Raw genomic sequence first — 17050 nt, forward strand, 5'->3', positions numbered from 1 at the left:
AACGCCACCACGGCGACCGCACCGAGCTACACGCTCGGCCAGATGGTCCTATACATGCTGCGGCTCGGTACCTTCGGTTTTGGCGGCCCGGTGGCGCTGGTCGGCTACATGCACCGCGACCTGGTCGGCGCCGGACCTGGATCAGCGAACAGGACTACAAGGAGGGGTTGGCGCTGGCTCAAATGATGCCGGGTCCTCTCGCCGCACAACTCGGCATTTACCTCGGCTACGTACATTACCGCGTCGTCGGCGCGTTCGTGTTCGGCTCGGGACTCGCGATCGTACCGTTTCTCTACGGGGGTGTCGTGACCGAACATCACTGGCTCAACGACAAGCAATTCGTCGACGCAGTCGCCGTCGCGATGATTACGCCCGGACCGGTCGTCATCACGGTCGGCTTCATCGGCTATCTCGTCGCTGGATTTTCGGGTGCCTGCGTCGCCGCGCTCGGGACTTTCCTGCCCTGCTATCTGTTCACGGTGCTGCCCGCGCCGTACTTCAAGAAATACGTCAAATTACCTGCCGTCAAGGCGTTCGTCGATGGCATTACTGCGGCGGTGCCGTGGGCGCAATCACTGGCTCAGTCATTGTCGTCGCGCGGCGCTCCATCGTCGACTCGCCGACTGTCGTGCTCGCTCTTGCGACGGTCGTGTTGCTCTGGCGATTCAAGAAGCTGCAGGAGCCGGTGATTGTCGTTGCGGCGGCCCTGTTTGGTCTGGCCGCCTATGCGCTCATCCATTAGCACGCCATCTGAAGGCATGCGCGTGCGCGCATTCTATGAGGAAACTGGAGAATGAGATGAGTCAAACTGAAATGGCCAAGGTGGCCGTACTGTGGCGCGGCGATCATGAGGCGCGTAAAAGTGCGACACCGGCGAATAATCGCTTTTATCGCATCTTCGAAGAACTGACGGCGATCGGCATCGCGGCGCAACCCGCCGTCTATTCCGACGAGATGGTGGACGAAGTGCGCGAACAGCTCCTGAATGTCGATGGCGTACTGGTATGGGTCGACCCGATTCACGACGGACAGACCCGAGTCGTTCTCGACGCGATGTTGCGGGAGGTGGCGTCGCGCGGACCCTGGGTCAGCGCCCACCCTGACGTTATCTTGAAGATGGGCGTCAAGGAGGTTCTACATCGCACCATGCATCTCGGCTGGGGCACGGATACCCACCTATATCGCAACACATCTGCGTTCCAGTCCGAGTTCCCGTCCCGGCTTGAATCGGCAGGGCCGCGCGTTCTCAAACAAAACAGGGGCAATGGAGGTCAGGGGGTCTGGAAAGTCGAGCAAATCTCGCCGACGGGCAGCGACACCGTATTGGTTCGAGTTCTGCATGCACGCCGAGGGAGTGTGCCGGAAGAGATAACGCTTCACGAATTCATGGCGCGTTGCGAGGCATACCTCAGGCCCGACGGCTGCATTGTTGACCAACCCTTTCAGTCACGCCTGCCCGACGGGATGATTCGCTGCTACATGGGAAGAGAGAAGGTTGTCGGATTTGGACACCAATTTATCAAGGCGCTGATACCGCCACCACCGGAAGGACCCGACTCTGACGCTGCGCAGCCGGGGCCACGTATCATGCACCCCGCCTCGGCTGAGCCGTTCAAGGCCCTCAGAGCGAAAATGGAACTCGAATGGACGCCGCAAATGATGGACGTCCTGAACATCGACAGCGCTTCGCTGCCGATTATCTGGGATGCTGACTTTCTTTATGGGCCGCGCACCGAATCCGGCAAGGATACCTACGTACTCTGCGAGATCAACGTCAGCTCGGTTTTCGCCATACCAGACCAGGCACCGGCAGCCATTGCTCGCCTGGTGAACGAACGTCTGCGTAAAAAATAGACCTCGATCTGAGGTTCCGCCGAAGTACAAGCAGCATGATTTGCGTTACGTCGGGCGGAGGTGGGAATAGCTCGGGAACACTGGAATATGTATGGTCGGTTGAACGTTTAGCTCTCGTAGTAAGCAATTGACGCATGAGCAATGAACCGCGCGCAAATGCCCGCATCGATTAGAGTGTGTTAGGAACTCTGAAGTGCTTTGACACATCAGCAACCGCCATCTCACCTTCTTCTGGGCCACCTTGCAGCGCTGTATCAATCGCCGCCGCGTCCCATTGCGGCGCAATCATTTGTATGAGCGCCTGGGTATTGTGCGAGACAAAGGCATCTCGGTGAATCCAGATGCTAACCACAGAGGGGGGAAAGAGATGTTGGGCGTCGATGCCGGCGAGCTCTCTATCTCCCGCTGAATCAAACGCGATTGAAGGGATAGTGGCGACACCAAGTCCTGCCTCGACATAGGCTTTGATGACGCCGGCATCAGTCGCGCTCATCACCACTTTCGGACTCAATCCAGCAGCCTGCATAACGCTTAGCACCGAAACGCCGGCAGAGAAGCTGCTATCAAGGCTGATAAGCGGATACTTTGCCAAGTCATTCAGCGTGACTCGAGATAGCTTGGTCAGATCGTGGCCTTTGGGCGTAATGATGAAACGCCCAGTCTGGTAGCACGGTAGGCGCACCAGGTCGGTCGTTGGGCTCGCAGCTGGCGAGATACTCACACCGAAGTCGGCGACCCCGCTTGAGACCAGGCTGGCAACCTGGTCGGGATTGCATTGCATGAGGCGAAGATCCACCTCTGGAAATGCCTGCTTGAATTTTCCGACGAGGGGCAGCAGGACATAGCGCGCCTGCACATGCGTGGCTGCAACCGTGAGGGTTCCGCTTGGCGACTCACTGAAGTCTCTGCCCAGCAGACGAAGCCTCTCGACTTCACGAAGAATCCTTTTCGCGATAGTCACCGCCACCTCCCCTGCGGGGGTCAATCCCACGATGCGATTTCGGCGTCTGAGGAGCAACGTAGCGCCGACCTCGTCCTCGAGCAGCTTGAGCTGTTTGCTGATGCCTGGTTGCGAAGTGAACAGGCTTTTCGCGGCTTCCGTGAGGTTACAGGAATGGCCTTCAACCGCGACGAGGTACCGGCATTGCTGGATATTCATGAGTAGCGCGACGATACCTTTAGGTTATCGCATCATAAAAAAACATTCCTGTACATTATAGTCGCGCATTCGTAAAGTCAATCCGAACGCAGCCCTACGGTCAGCAGCTGCGCAAACGGAAGGCAAACGAGAGGAAAGGAAAACGATGACGCAAGATGCACGAGTGCGGTCAGCAATCGCACACTGGGGGCCAAGGTTCGTATCGAACGGCGTACTCCTGGTGGACTTCAACGAAGTGACAGCTGGAATCTCACGCTGGGAGGATTGGTGCCAAGCTTGGTGCGACCGGGCAGCGGAGCACGAGCAGCTCGGCACTCGAGCGCTGGCAGACGACTACTACCGCACGGCGGGGGAACACCTGAATCGGGCGGCCGTGTACTACCACTTCGCAAAGTTCGTCTTTGTGAACGACCTCGAACAGATGAGGCAGGCGCACATGAAGGCGGTGATGTGCCGCACTATGGCTCTGGCGCACATCGACCCTCCTGGTGAGCGCATCGAGTTTCCGTTCCTGGACGGAAATCTTGTCGGTGTCCTTCGCAAGCCGAATGGCATAGAAAATCCGCCGCTCGTCATCATCGTGCCTGGCCTCGACTCGGCCAAGGAAGAACTCGAAGCATACGAGCTCCCATTCTTGGCTCGCGGCATGGCCACATTCATCATGGAGGGTCCCGGCCAAGGCGAGTCGGAATATCGCTACCCCATTCGCGGCGACTATGAGGTTGCGGTCACCGCGGCAGTCGATTGGGCGCTGACACGGAACGATCTGAACACCAATGCCATCGGGTTGGTCGGCGTCAGTCTGGGCGGCTACTATGCGCCGCGCGCTGTCGCCTATGAGAAGCGCATTCGCGCCTGCGTGAGTCTGTCCGGCCCGTTCGACTTGGGCGAGCTCTGGGATGACCTGCCGGAGCTGACCAAGGAAGCGTTCCGCGTCAGGTCGAAGTGCAACTCGGATGAAGAAGCCCGCGCCCGTGCTTCCACGTTGACCCTGAAGGAAGCCGCGAAGCACATCGAATGCCCGCTGATGCTTGTGGCTGGCAAGCAAGACCGCCTGGTGCCGTGGACTGATGCGTTGAAGATTTCTGAGCTGGCGCCGGCTGAATGCGAACTCATCCTGGTGGACGACGGCAATCACATCGTCAACAACCGCCCCGAACGGTATCGTTCCCAGATTGCGGACTGGATGCTGGAGCGGCTTACCGCATAGTTCGTAGACTGCGGTTCAAAAGCCAACAAAAGGGCTCTGTCAGGTTGATGGTGAGGCGGCGGCAGTAACGCTTGCCTTGCGCGCCTGCAGCCACCTACGGGCGCGCTGGGTTCGTGATCCTATTACCATCGTTTATTAAGGATTGCTTTCAATGAGCAAAGTCTACTTCGAGCGTCGCCAAAAGGTTGGCCATATCGTACTGGCCGATCCCCCATCGAATCTCGTCACGTTCGATTTCGCTGACGGCCTCGAGAACGCCTTAAGGGAAGCTAGCAAGAGCGATATTCGGTCGCTCCTGATCCGTGCAGAGGGCCCCAATTTCAGCAAGGGCGGCGACGTCCAGGAGTTCGTCAAAAAAGGCTTCGATGACTGGCGGACATTCATCTCGCGGATTCACCATACCTACCGCTCTATCGAAGCCCTCCAGATTCCGACGATTGCCGCTGTGCGCGGCGCCGTATCCGGTGGTGCGTTCGAGCTCACGCTCGCCTGCGACATTATCGTTGCTGCGGAGAACGCCTCGTTTCGGTTCGTCGAAGCATCCGTTGGCGCAGCGCCGTGCACGGGTGGCGTGCAACGTCTGGCGGAACGAGTGGGCCGTGCTTATGCGGCGCGATACGCGTTGCTGAGCGAGCCCATGTCGGGCGTCACCGCGGGACAACTCGGCGTTGCAGCCTTCGTTGTCGGCGAAGATCAGGTCGAGAACGTGGCCGAGGAACTCGCCATCAAGCTTTCCAACGGCCCCACGCGTTCCTATGGTGCCATTCGTGCGCTCCTGAAGGCTTGGTCGGGCGGGGGCGTGCCTGGCGCCGACGCGCTGGTCCTCGACCTCACCGTGGGTCTGCACTCGACTGAAGACGCCCGAAACGGACGAACGGCACGCGCAGAAGCCCTTGCGAGCGGCAAAGAACCGGCACCGGTCGTTTTCCTCGGCAAATAAGTTGTCAGAAGAGTCAATTGCGGGGTTGCGGTCAGGGCGTCGTCGACGCAACACACTGAGTGGGATCGCGACCTGAGGCGATTTATCTGACAGAGTGGTTCATACAATGGGAGTGTCAGAATGCAAGCCGTTCAATCTGTAACAGTCCAAACGTTTATCAACAATAGAAAGGTGTCCGGATTCCAGATTCGGACGCTCATTCTATGCTTTCTGATACTCGTTCTGGATGGCTACGATACAGTTGTTCTTGGTCTCATCGCCCCCGCTCTAAAAAACCACTTCGGTGCGAGCGCTGCGCAGTTAGCTCCCGTTTTCGGGGCGGGATTTTTCGGTCTCGCAATCGGTTCATTTATCTTCGGTCCACTAGCAGATCGTTTTGGGCGGAAAATCACGCTGATCCACGCGGTACTGATTTTTGGTGTACTTAGTATTATTTCGTCATGGTCCACGTCGATTGGCATGCTGATCGCACTGCGATTCCTGATTGGCCTTGGCTTGGGCGGTGCCATGCCAAACGTCTTCACTGTCGCCGTCGAATATTGTCCAGACCGCCTACGCTCGACGCTTGTCGCCCCGCTTGGCTGCGGCATTTCCGCAGGAGGGGCAGTGTGTGGGCTTGTTGCATCACACATGATCGGGGCTTTCGGCTGGCAATCCATGCTGATCTTGGGTGGCGCTTTGCCATTACTGCTGGCGGTGATATTGGCTATTTGGCTACCAGAATCGATGTCTTACCTCGTAACGCGCAATCGCCATCTGGAGGCGCAAGCGATTATGCGGCGCATCGCACCAGATCTTTCGTCGGCTGAAATCCAGCTTACTTGCGACGAGACGCCTATGCCCGGCTTTTCTGTGACGCAACTGTTGAAACGCGGTTTGCGCGGCGGTACGTTGCTTTTGTGGGTTACGGGGTTCATGGCGTTGCTCTCCATCTACTTCCTGGTCAATTGGCTGACGCTCCTCATTCAGCAAAACGGGGTGCCATTCAGTCAGGCCTCTTTGATGACCGCAATTTACCTAACCGGACATGCACTGGGATCTATTCTGCTCGGCTTTCTGATGGATCGCACGAATCCTTACCATGCTGTGGCTGGAGCGTTTCTATTTGCTGCTGTCGGTCTGACGTCATTTGGTCATCTCACCGGGCTGCCGGCGCTCGCTCACGTTGTGCTCTTCGTCACCGGCGTTGGAACGGGGGGCGCGCTGACCGGAATCACCATTTTGTCAGCGGTTTTCTATCCGACGGAGGCGCGTGCTACTGGCGTCGCATGGACACTCGGCATGGGACGCGTAGGTGGCATTGTCGGGTCTATGATCGGTGGCCTGATGTTGGCTACGCACTGGCCTTCCGCAGTCACGTTCGCGGTAGTTTCGATTCCGTTTGTGGTCGCGGCGATCAGCGCATACTGGCTGGTGGTCTATCGTGGACGCAGTCCACTGCCGTCCGAGAGTCACTTTTTGGATGTTGTAGTCGGCCAAGGGAATTCGAGATGATTGATTACAGCCAGTTGTCCACTAACGGCTTGGACGGCGCTTAAAACGGCTCTGGTGCAAATAGCGGAAATAGTCGAGGAGGTTGATTTTGATAGGATAGCTTATTGAACCGAGACGACCGAATTCCAAACGGCCGGTGCAGCGGTGTCTTGGAGGTCGAGCGTTGCGAGATTGAACTGACCCTTGCGAATGCGATGCATCAACTCGATGCCTGCAATCGTGGTTGTGGCGCTTGTGAACCGCCTGAAGCCAGGTATGACCTTTGTCCGGGACTTGATGTTGCGATGGTCTTGCTCGATCAGGTTGTTCAAGTACTTCGAAGATCTGATCTCAGTATCCGCGGGCAGCAATTCGTCCACTTTCATCTCGCGCACGGCGCGGGGCGAGGCCGCATTGCCATCGAGCGTGATGGTTTTCGGTGGTCGCCCCTGATACTTGATGGCCTTCTTGAGAAATGCTTTTGCTGCCGCCACGTCACGTTTGGCACGCAGCATGAAGTCTACTGTCTGGCCTGCCCGATCCACTGCCCGATAGAGGTAGACCCGCTTGCCGCGGATCTGGTGAGTAGGCCCGGGGAGTTGCACCCCGAGCCTCTCGCAGAACCGTACGTGAGGCTCGCACCTCATACGGCTCCCGTTATCCAACCACTTCTCCCCGTACTGGCCAGTAGTGAAATAGCTGAGGGCATTTACTCTTCATCTTGCTGAGCCACTCGGCACTGCGCCGCTTATGGCGTAGCAGTGTTTTGTATTTCCTTCTAGCCCATTGCTCAAGTCTGCTATCGATATACCGAGAGAGCTTGCGCATTGCCGTCTGATAGAACGCCCCATAGTAATTCCACCACCCACGTAACGTGGAGTTGCATTGCTGCGCCAAATCGGCAAGCTTCATCGATGTTTGTCGATGAAGCTTCCAACCTCGCACTGTCTGCCGCATCCGTTTCAAGGCATCGTCGCTCACGCCCGGAAGGAAACTGGTAAATACCCGTCCCCCCTTGTCCCGAGCCGCTCTCGGCCGGAACGTAAAGCCTAGAAACGTGAACTGCACTTGCGGATAGGTGCCAGTGCGACGGCTCTGCTTGCAATACACGATCTTCGATTTCTCAGGATGCATCGTCAATCCGCACTCCTCCAGCCGCGATGCGATGGATTGCATCACGGCTGCCGCCTGCTTCTGACTGCGACAGTGAACTACCGCATCGTCGGCGTAGCGCGCGAAGGGCGATTGTGGATGGGTCCGACGCATCCAGCAGTCGAACGCATAATGCATAAACAGATTCATCAAGACTGGACTGACCACACCCCCTTGTGGAGTACCACGCTCCCGCGGCAGACGAGTACCGTCTTCCGCCTCGAAAGGTGCAACAAGCCACCGCTCGATGTACAGCAGGATCCAGCTTTCGCTGATGTGGGTGCGGACCGCCTTCATCAAGAGACCATGATCGATTTGATCGAACGCAGCCTTGATGTCAAACTCAACCACCCAGTCATATTGCCAGCAACGCTTGCGCGTCACGGCAATCGCCTGTTTCGCCGACTTGCCCGGCCGGTATCCATAAGAATCTTCATGGAATATCGGATCGAGCACCGCCTCGATCATGAGCTTGACCACGGTCTGTGCGATTCTGTCTGACACAGTGGGAATTCCCAACTTTCTGGTGCCGCCCTTGGCCTTCGGAATTTCAACCTGCTTGACCGGCGGCGGGAAGTACGACCCCGATGACATCCGGTTCCACAGCTTGTACAGATTTCCCGAGAGATTCTGCTCAAACATGGCGATTGTTTCGTCGTCCACGCCAGCAGTGCCACGGTTGGCCCTCACCAGTTGATACGCTTCCCACACCGTGCGCTTTGCAATGCAATACGGTTTTGTTGATGTCATGTCACTCATCCCCGCAACACCGGTTGGTGACACCCGTCAACGGGATAACGCTGCCCCTTCGCTCCACCCTCATTACAAGAGCTTCAACACTACTACGAGCAGCTCCGCCCCTCACTCCGGCATCGGTATTCTTCCTCATGGTGTCTGCCATTCGTCATTTCCCTTCACATCCGAAGCAAGGTTCTCACGTTCCATACCGAAGCCTATATTGAGCTCATGCCGCCTATACACCGACTGCCGACGGGCCCGTAAGCAGGTGTCGTCCCGACTAATCCCGGAGGTACCTGACGCCCCCGGTTTTGACAGTACTTTAGAAACTAACGATGCGTCATCGGACGGTTTGCTTTCGCTCATCTTCTCAACACGTACCTGACATCTTATCGATGCCTTTTCCACAGTCGCTCACGACCACGTCTTTTGGGCGCAGCCGCACTGGGCGGTTTGAAATCTGCTCCTGCAAGCTGATTTCGGGAGGCCGACTCCCATCTTCGGTACAGCATCGCAGACTTCCGCCTGCGTTCGTGACACACTCAGGTACATTTCGTCGACACGCCACGACTGTCCTGTGGGCGTGCTAAAACGGTTCCAGCGTTTGACGAATTCGGGCGTATAACGCTGCACCCAGCGCAGGGTCGTCGTGTGCGCGAGAGACATCGAGGGCGAGAACCCTCGACGTGTTGCCATCGGGAAGAAACCAGCGCGCATTGATCGCCAGCCCAAACGCGTCAGCGCTGCCGTCGAAAACAGGGTTTTTCAACACAATAGACCCGCCGCCGTTCGAAGTTCCACCAACTCAAACAGCACATCACGTCGGTGAGCGTAAGTACATGAATGCCGGATGGCAGACGCACGCTGTACCGCCGACATTACCCTTACTCCTCGTGCCCTCTAATATCTGCGCGTCTTATGTTGTGACGTTCAATTTGTCCCACCACGCAGCCAAAGGGGGGCGGACCCCAACAAGGCGGCCAGTTCAAGGTGCGTGTCGCAAGGGCCGCTGACGGAGGCGTGCTCCAGCATTTACATTCGCAGTCCGTATCAAATTGATTCACATCTCGTTACAAGACTCTGTCTTGACCCTGCGATCCCGTTTCCTCTATGCTGCATTGCAAGCAATTGGCCAGCCCGGCTGTCGGCAGCGAAGGTTACCTGCGAGGTTAGCCGACTGATGACCGGGTGGCATGCTGCACACACCGTTGGTGCCGTGATTGCGGCGGTGCCTGTCTTCCCGAGAACGACCGAGGGCGTCAGATGTTACACACCTTCTTCTTCGATTCTGCGGCGAGCCAGCCGCATGGCCCGACGTTATGGGTCAATGAGCGTCTTTACAGCTATGGTGAAATTGAGGCCTGGGCACGTCGCGTGTCTGCGGGTCTGGCAGCAGTTGCACGGACCAGCGACGTAAGCCGATGTTTGCTGTTTGGGCATCGCAGCGTGGCCGCCTACGTTGGCGTGCTGGGAATTCTCGACGCCGGGATGGCCTATGTGCCGCTCAGCCCGAAGATGCCGGCGATGCGGATCGCGGCCATCATCGAGCAGTCCGGCGCGCCGTTGATGCTGGTCGATCGTCGTTGCGCCGGGATGCTCGATGAAGTGCTGTCCCTGCTTGACGAACGCCCACGGATCTTCCTGCTCGACGAAGATGTGGGTGATCCCCATCTGCCCTCCGTTGCCACCCATCTGCCGCCGCTGCCCGCTGCGCCGTATGTGCAACGCCAGGGCTCCACGCACGACGTCGCTTACATACTGTTTACCTCCGGCTCGACGGGGGTGCCGAAGGGCGTGCCGATCACGCATGCGAACGCCGATGCTTATGTGAAAGTCCAGTTGCAACTGGACGACAACGCGCGCGATGCACGCTATATCCAGTTCTGCGAACTAGGCTTTGATCCGTCTGTGCACGACATGTTCGTCTGCTGGGCGAACGGCGGCTGCCTGTACGTGCCTGACACCGTCGATCCTGTCTATAACGCGGACTTCATCAAGCGTCACGAGATTACACACTGGAATAGCGTGCCTTCCGTGGCCGGCTTCATGCAGCAGATGCGCAAGCTGACGCCGGGTGCATTCCCGAGTCTTCGAGTCTCGATGTTCGGCGGCGAGCCACTATCTCGCTCGCTGGCGCTGGCGTGGGCGCGCGCCGCGCCGAACAGCCGGATCTTGCATATGTACGGGCCGACCGAAGCGACCATCGCCTGCACATGCTTCGAGGTCAGCGCCGAATTCCTCGAGGATTCGCAGCACACCGTCATGCCGCTCGGCTTGGCGCTCCCGAGCGTGGAACTGATGATTGTCGATGCCGAACTCGAACCTGTCGCCGCGGAGCAGACGGGCGAGTTGCTGATCGCGGGCCCGCAGCTCGCCGCCGGCTATCTGTCGCCTGACGAAGCCGGCAATAGCAGGTTCATCGCGAAGACCTATCCCGGTCGGCACGCGCGACGCTGGTATCGAACCCGCGACGCCGCGCGCGCAACCACGCAACACGGAATCGTGTTTCAGGGACGTCTCGATACGCAGGTCAAGATTCGCGGCAACCGGGTCGAGCTGGAAGAGGTCGAACATATCGTGCAAGCGTGCAGCCAAGCTGCGCTATGCGCGGTGATCCCATGGCCGCTCGATGAAGCCGGGAGAGCCATCGGCCTCGTCGCCTTCGTGACGAACGCCCGGGTCGAGATCGCGCTGGTTCTGCGGGCGTGCCGGCAGCGCTTGCCGGTCCATGCGGTGCCGCAACGGATCGTTGTCATCGACGCGTTTCCGCTTAACGTGAACGGCAAAATCGACAGAATGGCTCTCGCAGGACAGTGCGCACACGGCATGGTTGCCGCCTGAGGTTTGTGCCAGATCCAAGCAACGAATAGCCAGCCATCGCCGCGCATGAGTGCGTTGATGACATGCCTGAAAAGCAGGCGTTATAGGGGAGCAAATGAAAGTCGCTTTGCGCCGCATTCTTGCGGAAACCGCATGCCTCGAGGTGCCGGTCGAAACCTTGAGCGATACCGACAACCTTTACGCCGCTGGTCTGTCCTCGCTCGGCACGTTTCGTGTGATGCTGGCCGTTGAAGACGCGTTGGGCATCGAGATACCGGGAGAGTTGATTACGTTTGACCTGTTCCGAAGTATCGATTCGCTCGCGAGCGCGCTCGCACCGCTCGTAAGGGACGACTGGGCGGCGCACCGGCCGTGTGCGACTGCGCGGCGACAGCCATGACAGCGAAGGCTGCAATGAAGCCAGTCACCTTTGGTGGCTGTTACGGGTCACTGCACCTGCCGGCGGACGACGGGGCCACGACGGGCATGGTGCTGTGCAGCCCGTTCGGCTACGACGCGCTATGCGTGCACCGCGGCTGGCGCGACTTTGCAGAAGGGTCGACGGTGGCCGGCGGTATCCCCGTTCTGCGCTTCGACTATCCGGGAGCGGGCGATTCGGAGGGCAACGAGGAAGATCCGCAGCGCTTTCGCGCATGGATCGACAGCATCAAGGCTGCGACACAGTATCTGCGGACGGCTACCGGTGTGACGCGCGTGATCCTGTGCGGCCTACGTCTGGGAGCGACGTTGGCAGTCGTGGCGGCCGAAGAACTGGGCGACGTCGATAGCCTGATTTTGATGGCGCCCGTCATAGCTGGCAAGCGTTATATCCGGGAGCTGAACATGCAGCATCAGAGCTGGCTCAAGACCCCAAGCGGCCGCGCAGCGGTGCAAGCGGATGACGACGGGCGAGCCGTGGGCGCATTCGGATTCCAGCTGTATGCCGACACGCTCGAGCAACTCGCTGCCGTCGACCTCGTACAGCGCGAGCGGCCCCCCGCGCGCCGTGTGCTGCTGCATGATGCCTGCGACAGCGCTCCCATGCGCCAGTTGATAGAGCGTTATCGTGGTCATGGTGCGAGCGCAGACGTGCAGATCTTTCCCGAGTACGACAAGTTCCTGGTCGACCCACGGTTTAGCGTGCCGCCGCGACGGGCCTTCGACAGTGTGCTCGAGTGGCTCGGCTTTCAGTCCGGCACGCCGGCGACGCCTGCGGTGGAGATACTTCCACCGGCCGCCGATGCCCGGATCGATTTTGCGGCAGGTCATGAGACGCCTGTCGTGTTCGGAGGCGGGCGCTATGTCGGCGTGTTCTGCCAGCCGCGCTGCACGCAAGAGCGGGCCCCCGCTGTGCTGCTCGTCAACACGGCCGGCGCTCATCGCGTCGGCGACGGACGGCTTGCCGTACTGATGGCGCGACGGCTTGCGGGGCAAGGCATCGCCTCGTTACGCATGGACCTGGGCGGCCTTGGCGATAGTCTGCATCACGAAGATTCGCCGACGCTCGAAGCCATGTACGCCCGTCATTCGGTCACCGACGCGACGGCGGGAGTGGATTGGCTGATGGCGGCCGGGCACCCGGGGGTTGTCACGTTCGGCGTCTGCACGGGCGCATACGTCAGCATTCATACGGCGTTAGCGCATCCTCGCGTGGTGGGCTGCATGTCGGTCAACTTGCCGTTTTTCTTTTGGGGCGGCCCGCAAACGAAGCCAGGCGCTCACCATATCGAATCCAGTCAGGTGTACTGGCGTTCGATCCGCACCCCCCATAAGTGGCTCCGGCTGCTGACCGGCCGGGCGAATGGGCGAGCGATCGCCGTGGAGTTGGGACGCCGCTGGTACGTGCGCTTGACTTCGCTCGCCAGCAGTCCGTTCGAAGGCAGGTTGGGCGTCAACACGTCGACGGGTGCTATCCGCCAACTCTTGATGGACCTCGAGCGCAAGGGCGTGCGAACGTCGCTGGTGTACGGCTCGCTCGATGCGGGACTCGATGAACTGGCGATCCGTTTTGGACCGAACGGTAGCGAACTTGGAAAGCTGACGAACGTAACGGCAAAGATACTGGAGAAAGTCGATCACTCGTTGTTCTCGCGCACCGCGCGTGAAATTGTGATGGCGCATTTCGAGGAATTTTTGCAAGAGCGGACTCTCCATGCCGGGCGCGCTGTCCTGGACGCTACAGATTTACACATGAGTTCGTTGCGGCGGATGTCGATCCAGACCGGCCCGCGCAAAGCTGTCCGATGACGGCGCAGTTCCGCCCCTGCATCGAAGACGCGCAGCAATAAGTGACACGCGCCGGGCGACACGCAAGACTGGACGCCCATTGCCGTCGTCACCCTCAATCCGGAGCGCGATTCCGTCGTCAGCGGCGTCGCAAAATGCAAACAAACAGCCCTTGGCTGCGTGACTGAGGCGACAAGTGTCTTAACACGCGCCGCGTGCACATCGTGCATTGCTTCTTTTCAACGAATCGACGGCTTAGATCATGGCGACTGATATTGAAGAATGCGGACCTCTCCTTTCGATGTTCGATTTGGAAATCAAGAAAATAGAGCGGTCGGCATGCTTGTCGACAGACATCGAATCTGTGCCAGACGAATTCACCAGGAGGGTATTTGAATCGGGCCTCGACTGGCTTGCGGGCTTTATCATGAGGCCTCATGCTGAACTGGGCCGTCGTGGCGCGGTTTGCCCTTTTGCCAAGCCAGTTCATGACGAAGGATCATTGGTTTTTTGCGCCTGGGATGTAAATGAACTACCGTTCGAGATTTTCCTCTCGGTATTGAACAGGCTGCCTGCGCTTTATCATCGGCTGTCTTCCGGCACGCCCGGAAAATCGCGGCTCTTTTCGATATGCATATTCTTGAATGGCCTGAAAGAAGAGCAATATTCGAAATATATAGACAAGGCGCATTCGATGTCGAAGCCCGTTTTTATGGAGGCAGGATTGATGATCGGTGAATTTCACCCTTTAAGCATGACGAAAGGGGTTCATTCAAAAACATTCCAGCCGATGCGTAGTAGCCGGCCAGCTTTTGTTGTGCGAGCTATAACGCCTCATGATGCGATGTTTATTGATCGAGAGGATAGCCCATCCGAAGTACGTCTTCGCGAACTATTGGACTATAAGTTATGGGTTGGAGAAGCTCTGCCCAAAGACGACATCCTGAGAATTGAGAAACGGATCGCGGAACTGAGATTAGCGATAGCAAGGCGAAGTTGATCACGGTAGCTGGATGCGCCGCTAGCAGCCCAAATGCGTTCCCGAAGCCGGCGTCGCCCGCAAGAATTAAAGCAGATGAACCGCTTATCTGCTTTGCTCGCGCAATGGCATGACCCTTGCCTCCATCGACTTCAGTCGAAGGCCTCGCTCGAAGCAGTCATTCGCACAACGCGTGGCGCGAAAGGTTGCGGATGACCGCAAAGGCGGTGAAGCGGTCGTTACGGTCTCATTTCGCTGGCGTACAACGGGGGCGGTAGCGCAGCAAGTAAGCCAGCCGGAGCAAATGAACACAACGCAGCAAGAGGAAATTCTTTTGCATAGACCATCGGTCGGTTCCATCGATTCATCTCGGCAAGCACCAAATGGCACGCCGGAACACCGCCAATCGGCCGTGGCAAGGGGCCACTCACGCGTGCGCCGACGTCGTCTCGACTGCACTGACGCCCACGAGCTGCACGTTGGACCATATCCAGGCTGACGTCGCGAGGTCTTCCAATAGCCGGCCTTTCAACTGGTCGCGCCAGCATGATGCGGTATATCGGCGGCCCGGTGAGGCATGTGGGCAAGCCATCCGGCGAGGCCGAGGATCGGCATCCTTCGACTGAAAAATCAGCTTAAAAAGTATGAAGGATTGACTAGTATGTATGAAGATACCCGGCTCCCATGCACGCTGTGCCTTGCGCCTCCTGACAGCCCCGTCCCGATCGACGCATGCCCGCGTCGACGGCAACGCGGCGGCCGTGCGAGGACGGGTGACACTGATGCGGACTCGAGGCGTTCCGGCATTCAGGCGGAACAGGCACCGAGTTGCGCGAAAGGCGGGCGCGGCGACCGCCTGCGAATCAGACTCCGGTGTGCTGCGGGTTCCCGGGCGCCCGCTGAACATTGCCCGGGGGTGGGAGTGATGCATGACGACAGTGCTGCTGGTGGACGATGAGCCGGAGACGTTGGCTGCCTGGGAAATGTGCTGCGAGCACGACGGATACGAAGTGAAAGCCGCACTCGATGGCCAGGCGGCGCTGGCCGTCCTGACGACGAGCCCGGTTGACGTGGTAGTGGCCGATTGGCGGATGCCGAAAATGTCTGGCAGCACGCTCTGCCATCACATCCGGAACGCACCAGGTCTGGCGGGGACGGTTTTTATCCTGGTGTCGGCCGAGTCAAGTCCGCCCGCCTTTGTGCAGTACGACGGTTTTCTGCGCAAGCCCGTCGATGTGCCGGTGCTGCTGGCGACAATGCGACGCCTGCTCGCGGAGCACGCGGCCGACTCTGCCGCCGCGCAGGGGCACACTGCGCCGCGTCATTGATGCCGGGGCGCGCGATACCTCTAAATGAAAAGTGTTTGCGCCAAGCACTGCAGCGCAGTGCTCAGTGCCGGGAGCGTTCGCGCAGCCGCACGTGCTGCCGGAGAAGCCGGTTACTTGGGCGGCGGCAGCGAAGGATCGAGCTTGGCCGAATCCCTGACGAGCTGCTCCGTCATCGCGGCCGCGACCGGGTTCGAGCCCGTGCTTGGCTTCGAGCTACGTTGGTCCATGGCGGCGCGAGCGGCGGACATATCCGGCGGCGGCAACGATGGATCAAGCTTCGCCGATTCCCTGACCAGTTCGTCCGTTTCCGGTGTCGCGCCTTGAGTCGTTATCGCGCGACGGTCCAGACCGTCTCGTCCATGCTGGGCGCGCTGCGCCGGAACCACCTTCGGCGCACCCGAGTCCTGCACGTTCACCGACGCGACTGCAATCGATGGCGCCTGCTTCGGTTGTGCCTCCGGTTTCGGTTGCCCGGTGACTTGTGCGGCGGCCGGACTGGATGCGGGCGCGGCCGTCATGGGCGCAGGTGCTACGGCCAGAGCGGGAGCTGGAGCGGGAACCGAAGCCGGAGCGGGAACCACCGGCTGCTGCGCGTTGGCAGTGCTTTTCGTGATTGCGCCGGATGGCTTCGACTCGCCGATGCTGCCTTCCGTCACGTGATCGCTGACGCGCGAATCGACGACGGGCGGGCGTGCGGATTCATCCATGGCGGCCGTGACTTCTGCCATTGCGCGGCGGTCCGCCTGAAGGAGCATCAGGTACGTGGTCCCTGCTGCAACGAGCAGGAGCCCTCCAATAATCATCAAAATCTTTCGGGTATTCATCATACTTACTGACGGATCCTTCAAACGACGTGAGCCAGCCATGATAAACGACTGATCACGGCTTTAATCAGACAAATGCCAGCAATGGCAGACCTCATGAGCGGGAATGGGCGAGCGATATCCAGAGAATTGCCGGGTCGTCCGTCCCTCCTGTAGAAGCACGCATTCGCGCAGGCCGGCTGTTCTGATTGGTCTAACGACTGCGAAGGCACCATCCGACGCAGAAGAGCCAAGCGAGCGACCGGTGCTCGATCAGAGCGTCCATATGGAAAAGGCCTCGCGCAACGCACGAGCATAGGTGATGGTCGACAAATTAGTTCGATGCCCGGCATCAAATTCGGAGAACG

General features: G+C 59.0%; 12 protein-coding genes and 3 pseudogenes. 10 read left to right on the plus strand and 5 right to left on the minus strand.

Going from position 1 to position 17050, the window contains the following annotated elements:
* A pseudogene (gene chrA / locus GNZ13_RS43595) lies at window positions 1–742 on the plus strand (chromate efflux transporter); the annotation flags it as partial.
* A gap of 56 nt (window positions 743–798) precedes the next feature.
* Window positions 799–1854, plus strand: a complete 1056-nt coding sequence (locus GNZ13_RS43600) for a Cj0069 family protein (protein ID WP_172176691.1) — start codon at window positions 799–801, stop codon at window positions 1852–1854.
* A 169-nt stretch (window positions 1855–2023) separates the two neighbouring features.
* Here GNZ13_RS43600 and GNZ13_RS43605 read toward each other — a convergent pair whose 3' ends face one another.
* Window positions 2024–3013 carry a LysR substrate-binding domain-containing protein gene (locus GNZ13_RS43605; protein ID WP_172176693.1) on the minus strand — a complete coding sequence of 330 codons (990 nt, stop codon included), beginning with the start codon at window positions 3011–3013 and terminating at the stop codon, window positions 2024–2026.
* A 220-nt stretch (window positions 3014–3233) separates the two neighbouring features.
* On the opposite strand from GNZ13_RS43605, the gene GNZ13_RS43610 reads away from it, so the two are divergent.
* The 3 genes from GNZ13_RS43610 (at window position 3234) to GNZ13_RS43620 (ending at window position 6657) form a co-directional block, all read left to right on the plus strand.
* The gene (locus GNZ13_RS43610) at window positions 3234–4223 is read left to right on the plus strand and encodes an alpha/beta hydrolase family protein (RefSeq protein ID WP_216675254.1); all 990 of its coding nucleotides are present in this window, start codon (window positions 3234–3236) and stop codon (window positions 4221–4223) included.
* Window positions 4224–4374: 151 nt separating this feature from the next.
* Window positions 4375–5163, plus strand: a complete 789-nt coding sequence (locus tag GNZ13_RS43615) for an enoyl-CoA hydratase/isomerase family protein (protein WP_172176697.1) — start codon at window positions 4375–4377, stop codon at window positions 5161–5163.
* Between the two features lie 120 nt (window positions 5164–5283).
* Complete coding sequence (locus GNZ13_RS43620) at window positions 5284–6657, plus strand: MFS transporter (protein WP_172176699.1); 1374 nt, start codon at window positions 5284–5286, stop codon at window positions 6655–6657.
* A 101-nt stretch (window positions 6658–6758) separates the two neighbouring features.
* Here the strand turns inward: GNZ13_RS43620 and GNZ13_RS43625 are convergent.
* The 3 genes and pseudogenes from GNZ13_RS43625 to GNZ13_RS54700 form a co-directional block, all read right to left on the minus strand.
* Window positions 6759–7217, minus strand: a pseudogene (locus GNZ13_RS43625) (IS6 family transposase); the annotation flags it as partial.
* Window positions 7218–7293: 76 nt separating this feature from the next.
* Entirely contained in the window at window positions 7294–8547 is a 1254-nt protein-coding gene (gene ltrA, locus GNZ13_RS43630; protein ID WP_236002443.1) for a group II intron reverse transcriptase/maturase, read from the minus strand.
* A 471-nt stretch (window positions 8548–9018) separates the two neighbouring features.
* Window positions 9019–9192: pseudogene (locus tag GNZ13_RS54700) on the minus strand (IS6 family transposase); the annotation flags it as partial.
* A 597-nt stretch (window positions 9193–9789) separates the two neighbouring features.
* Here GNZ13_RS54700 and GNZ13_RS43635 point away from each other — a divergent pair.
* The 5 genes from GNZ13_RS43635 (at window position 9790) to GNZ13_RS43655 (ending at window position 15879) form a co-directional block, all read left to right on the plus strand.
* Window positions 9790–11367 (plus strand): amino acid adenylation domain-containing protein, encoded by a 1578-nt coding sequence (locus tag GNZ13_RS43635; RefSeq protein ID WP_172176701.1) that lies wholly within the window; start codon window positions 9790–9792, stop codon window positions 11365–11367.
* Between the two features lie 94 nt (window positions 11368–11461).
* Window positions 11462–11746: an acyl carrier protein gene (locus GNZ13_RS43640; RefSeq protein ID WP_172176703.1), complete on the plus strand. Its 285-nt coding sequence runs from the start codon at window positions 11462–11464 to the stop codon at window positions 11744–11746.
* Window positions 11747–11760: 14 nt separating this feature from the next.
* Entirely contained in the window at window positions 11761–13593 is a 1833-nt protein-coding gene (locus GNZ13_RS43645) for a serine aminopeptidase domain-containing protein (protein WP_236002444.1), read from the plus strand.
* A 241-nt stretch (window positions 13594–13834) separates the two neighbouring features.
* A complete protein-coding gene (locus tag GNZ13_RS43650) occupies window positions 13835–14572 on the plus strand; it encodes a DUF6875 domain-containing protein (RefSeq protein WP_172176707.1) in 738 nt (245 codons plus the stop codon).
* Between the two features lie 908 nt (window positions 14573–15480).
* Window positions 15481–15879, plus strand: coding sequence for a response regulator (locus tag GNZ13_RS43655; RefSeq protein ID WP_172176709.1), 399 nt, complete (start codon window positions 15481–15483; stop codon window positions 15877–15879).
* A gap of 110 nt (window positions 15880–15989) precedes the next feature.
* On the opposite strand, the gene GNZ13_RS43660 is transcribed toward GNZ13_RS43655, so the two are convergent.
* A complete protein-coding gene (locus GNZ13_RS43660; RefSeq protein ID WP_172176711.1) occupies window positions 15990–16706 on the minus strand; it encodes a hypothetical protein in 717 nt (238 codons plus the stop codon).
* Window positions 16707–17050: the final 344 nt, after the last annotated feature.

This window comes from Paraburkholderia elongata (genome assembly GCF_013177735.1).
In the GTDB taxonomy this organism is placed as follows: domain Bacteria; phylum Pseudomonadota; class Gammaproteobacteria; order Burkholderiales; family Burkholderiaceae; genus Paraburkholderia; species Paraburkholderia elongata.

What these genes read in the sequence shown, in the direction of transcription:
- GNZ13_RS43600 (WP_172176691.1), top strand. Translation starts at nt 799, where the DNA reads ATGAGTCAAACTGAAATGGCCAAGGTGGCCGTACTGTGGCGCGGCGAT.
- GNZ13_RS43605 (WP_172176693.1), bottom strand. Translation starts at nt 3,013, where the DNA reads ATGAATATCCAGCAATGCCGGTACCTCGTCGCGGTTGAAGGCCATTCC.
- GNZ13_RS43615 (WP_172176697.1), top strand. Translation starts at nt 4,375, where the DNA reads ATGAGCAAAGTCTACTTCGAGCGTCGCCAAAAGGTTGGCCATATCGTA.
- GNZ13_RS43620 (WP_172176699.1), top strand. Translation starts at nt 5,284, where the DNA reads ATGCAAGCCGTTCAATCTGTAACAGTCCAAACGTTTATCAACAATAGA.
- ltrA (WP_236002443.1), bottom strand. Translation starts at nt 8,547, where the DNA reads ATGAGTGACATGACATCAACAAAACCGTATTGCATTGCAAAGCGCACG.
- GNZ13_RS43635 (WP_172176701.1), top strand. Translation starts at nt 9,790, where the DNA reads ATGTTACACACCTTCTTCTTCGATTCTGCGGCGAGCCAGCCGCATGGC.
- GNZ13_RS43640 (WP_172176703.1), top strand. Translation starts at nt 11,462, where the DNA reads ATGAAAGTCGCTTTGCGCCGCATTCTTGCGGAAACCGCATGCCTCGAG.
- GNZ13_RS43645 (WP_236002444.1), top strand. Translation starts at nt 11,761, where the DNA reads ATGAAGCCAGTCACCTTTGGTGGCTGTTACGGGTCACTGCACCTGCCG.
- GNZ13_RS43650 (WP_172176707.1), top strand. Translation starts at nt 13,835, where the DNA reads ATGGCGACTGATATTGAAGAATGCGGACCTCTCCTTTCGATGTTCGAT.
- GNZ13_RS43655 (WP_172176709.1), top strand. Translation starts at nt 15,481, where the DNA reads ATGACGACAGTGCTGCTGGTGGACGATGAGCCGGAGACGTTGGCTGCC.
- GNZ13_RS43660 (WP_172176711.1), bottom strand. Translation starts at nt 16,706, where the DNA reads ATGATGAATACCCGAAAGATTTTGATGATTATTGGAGGGCTCCTGCTC.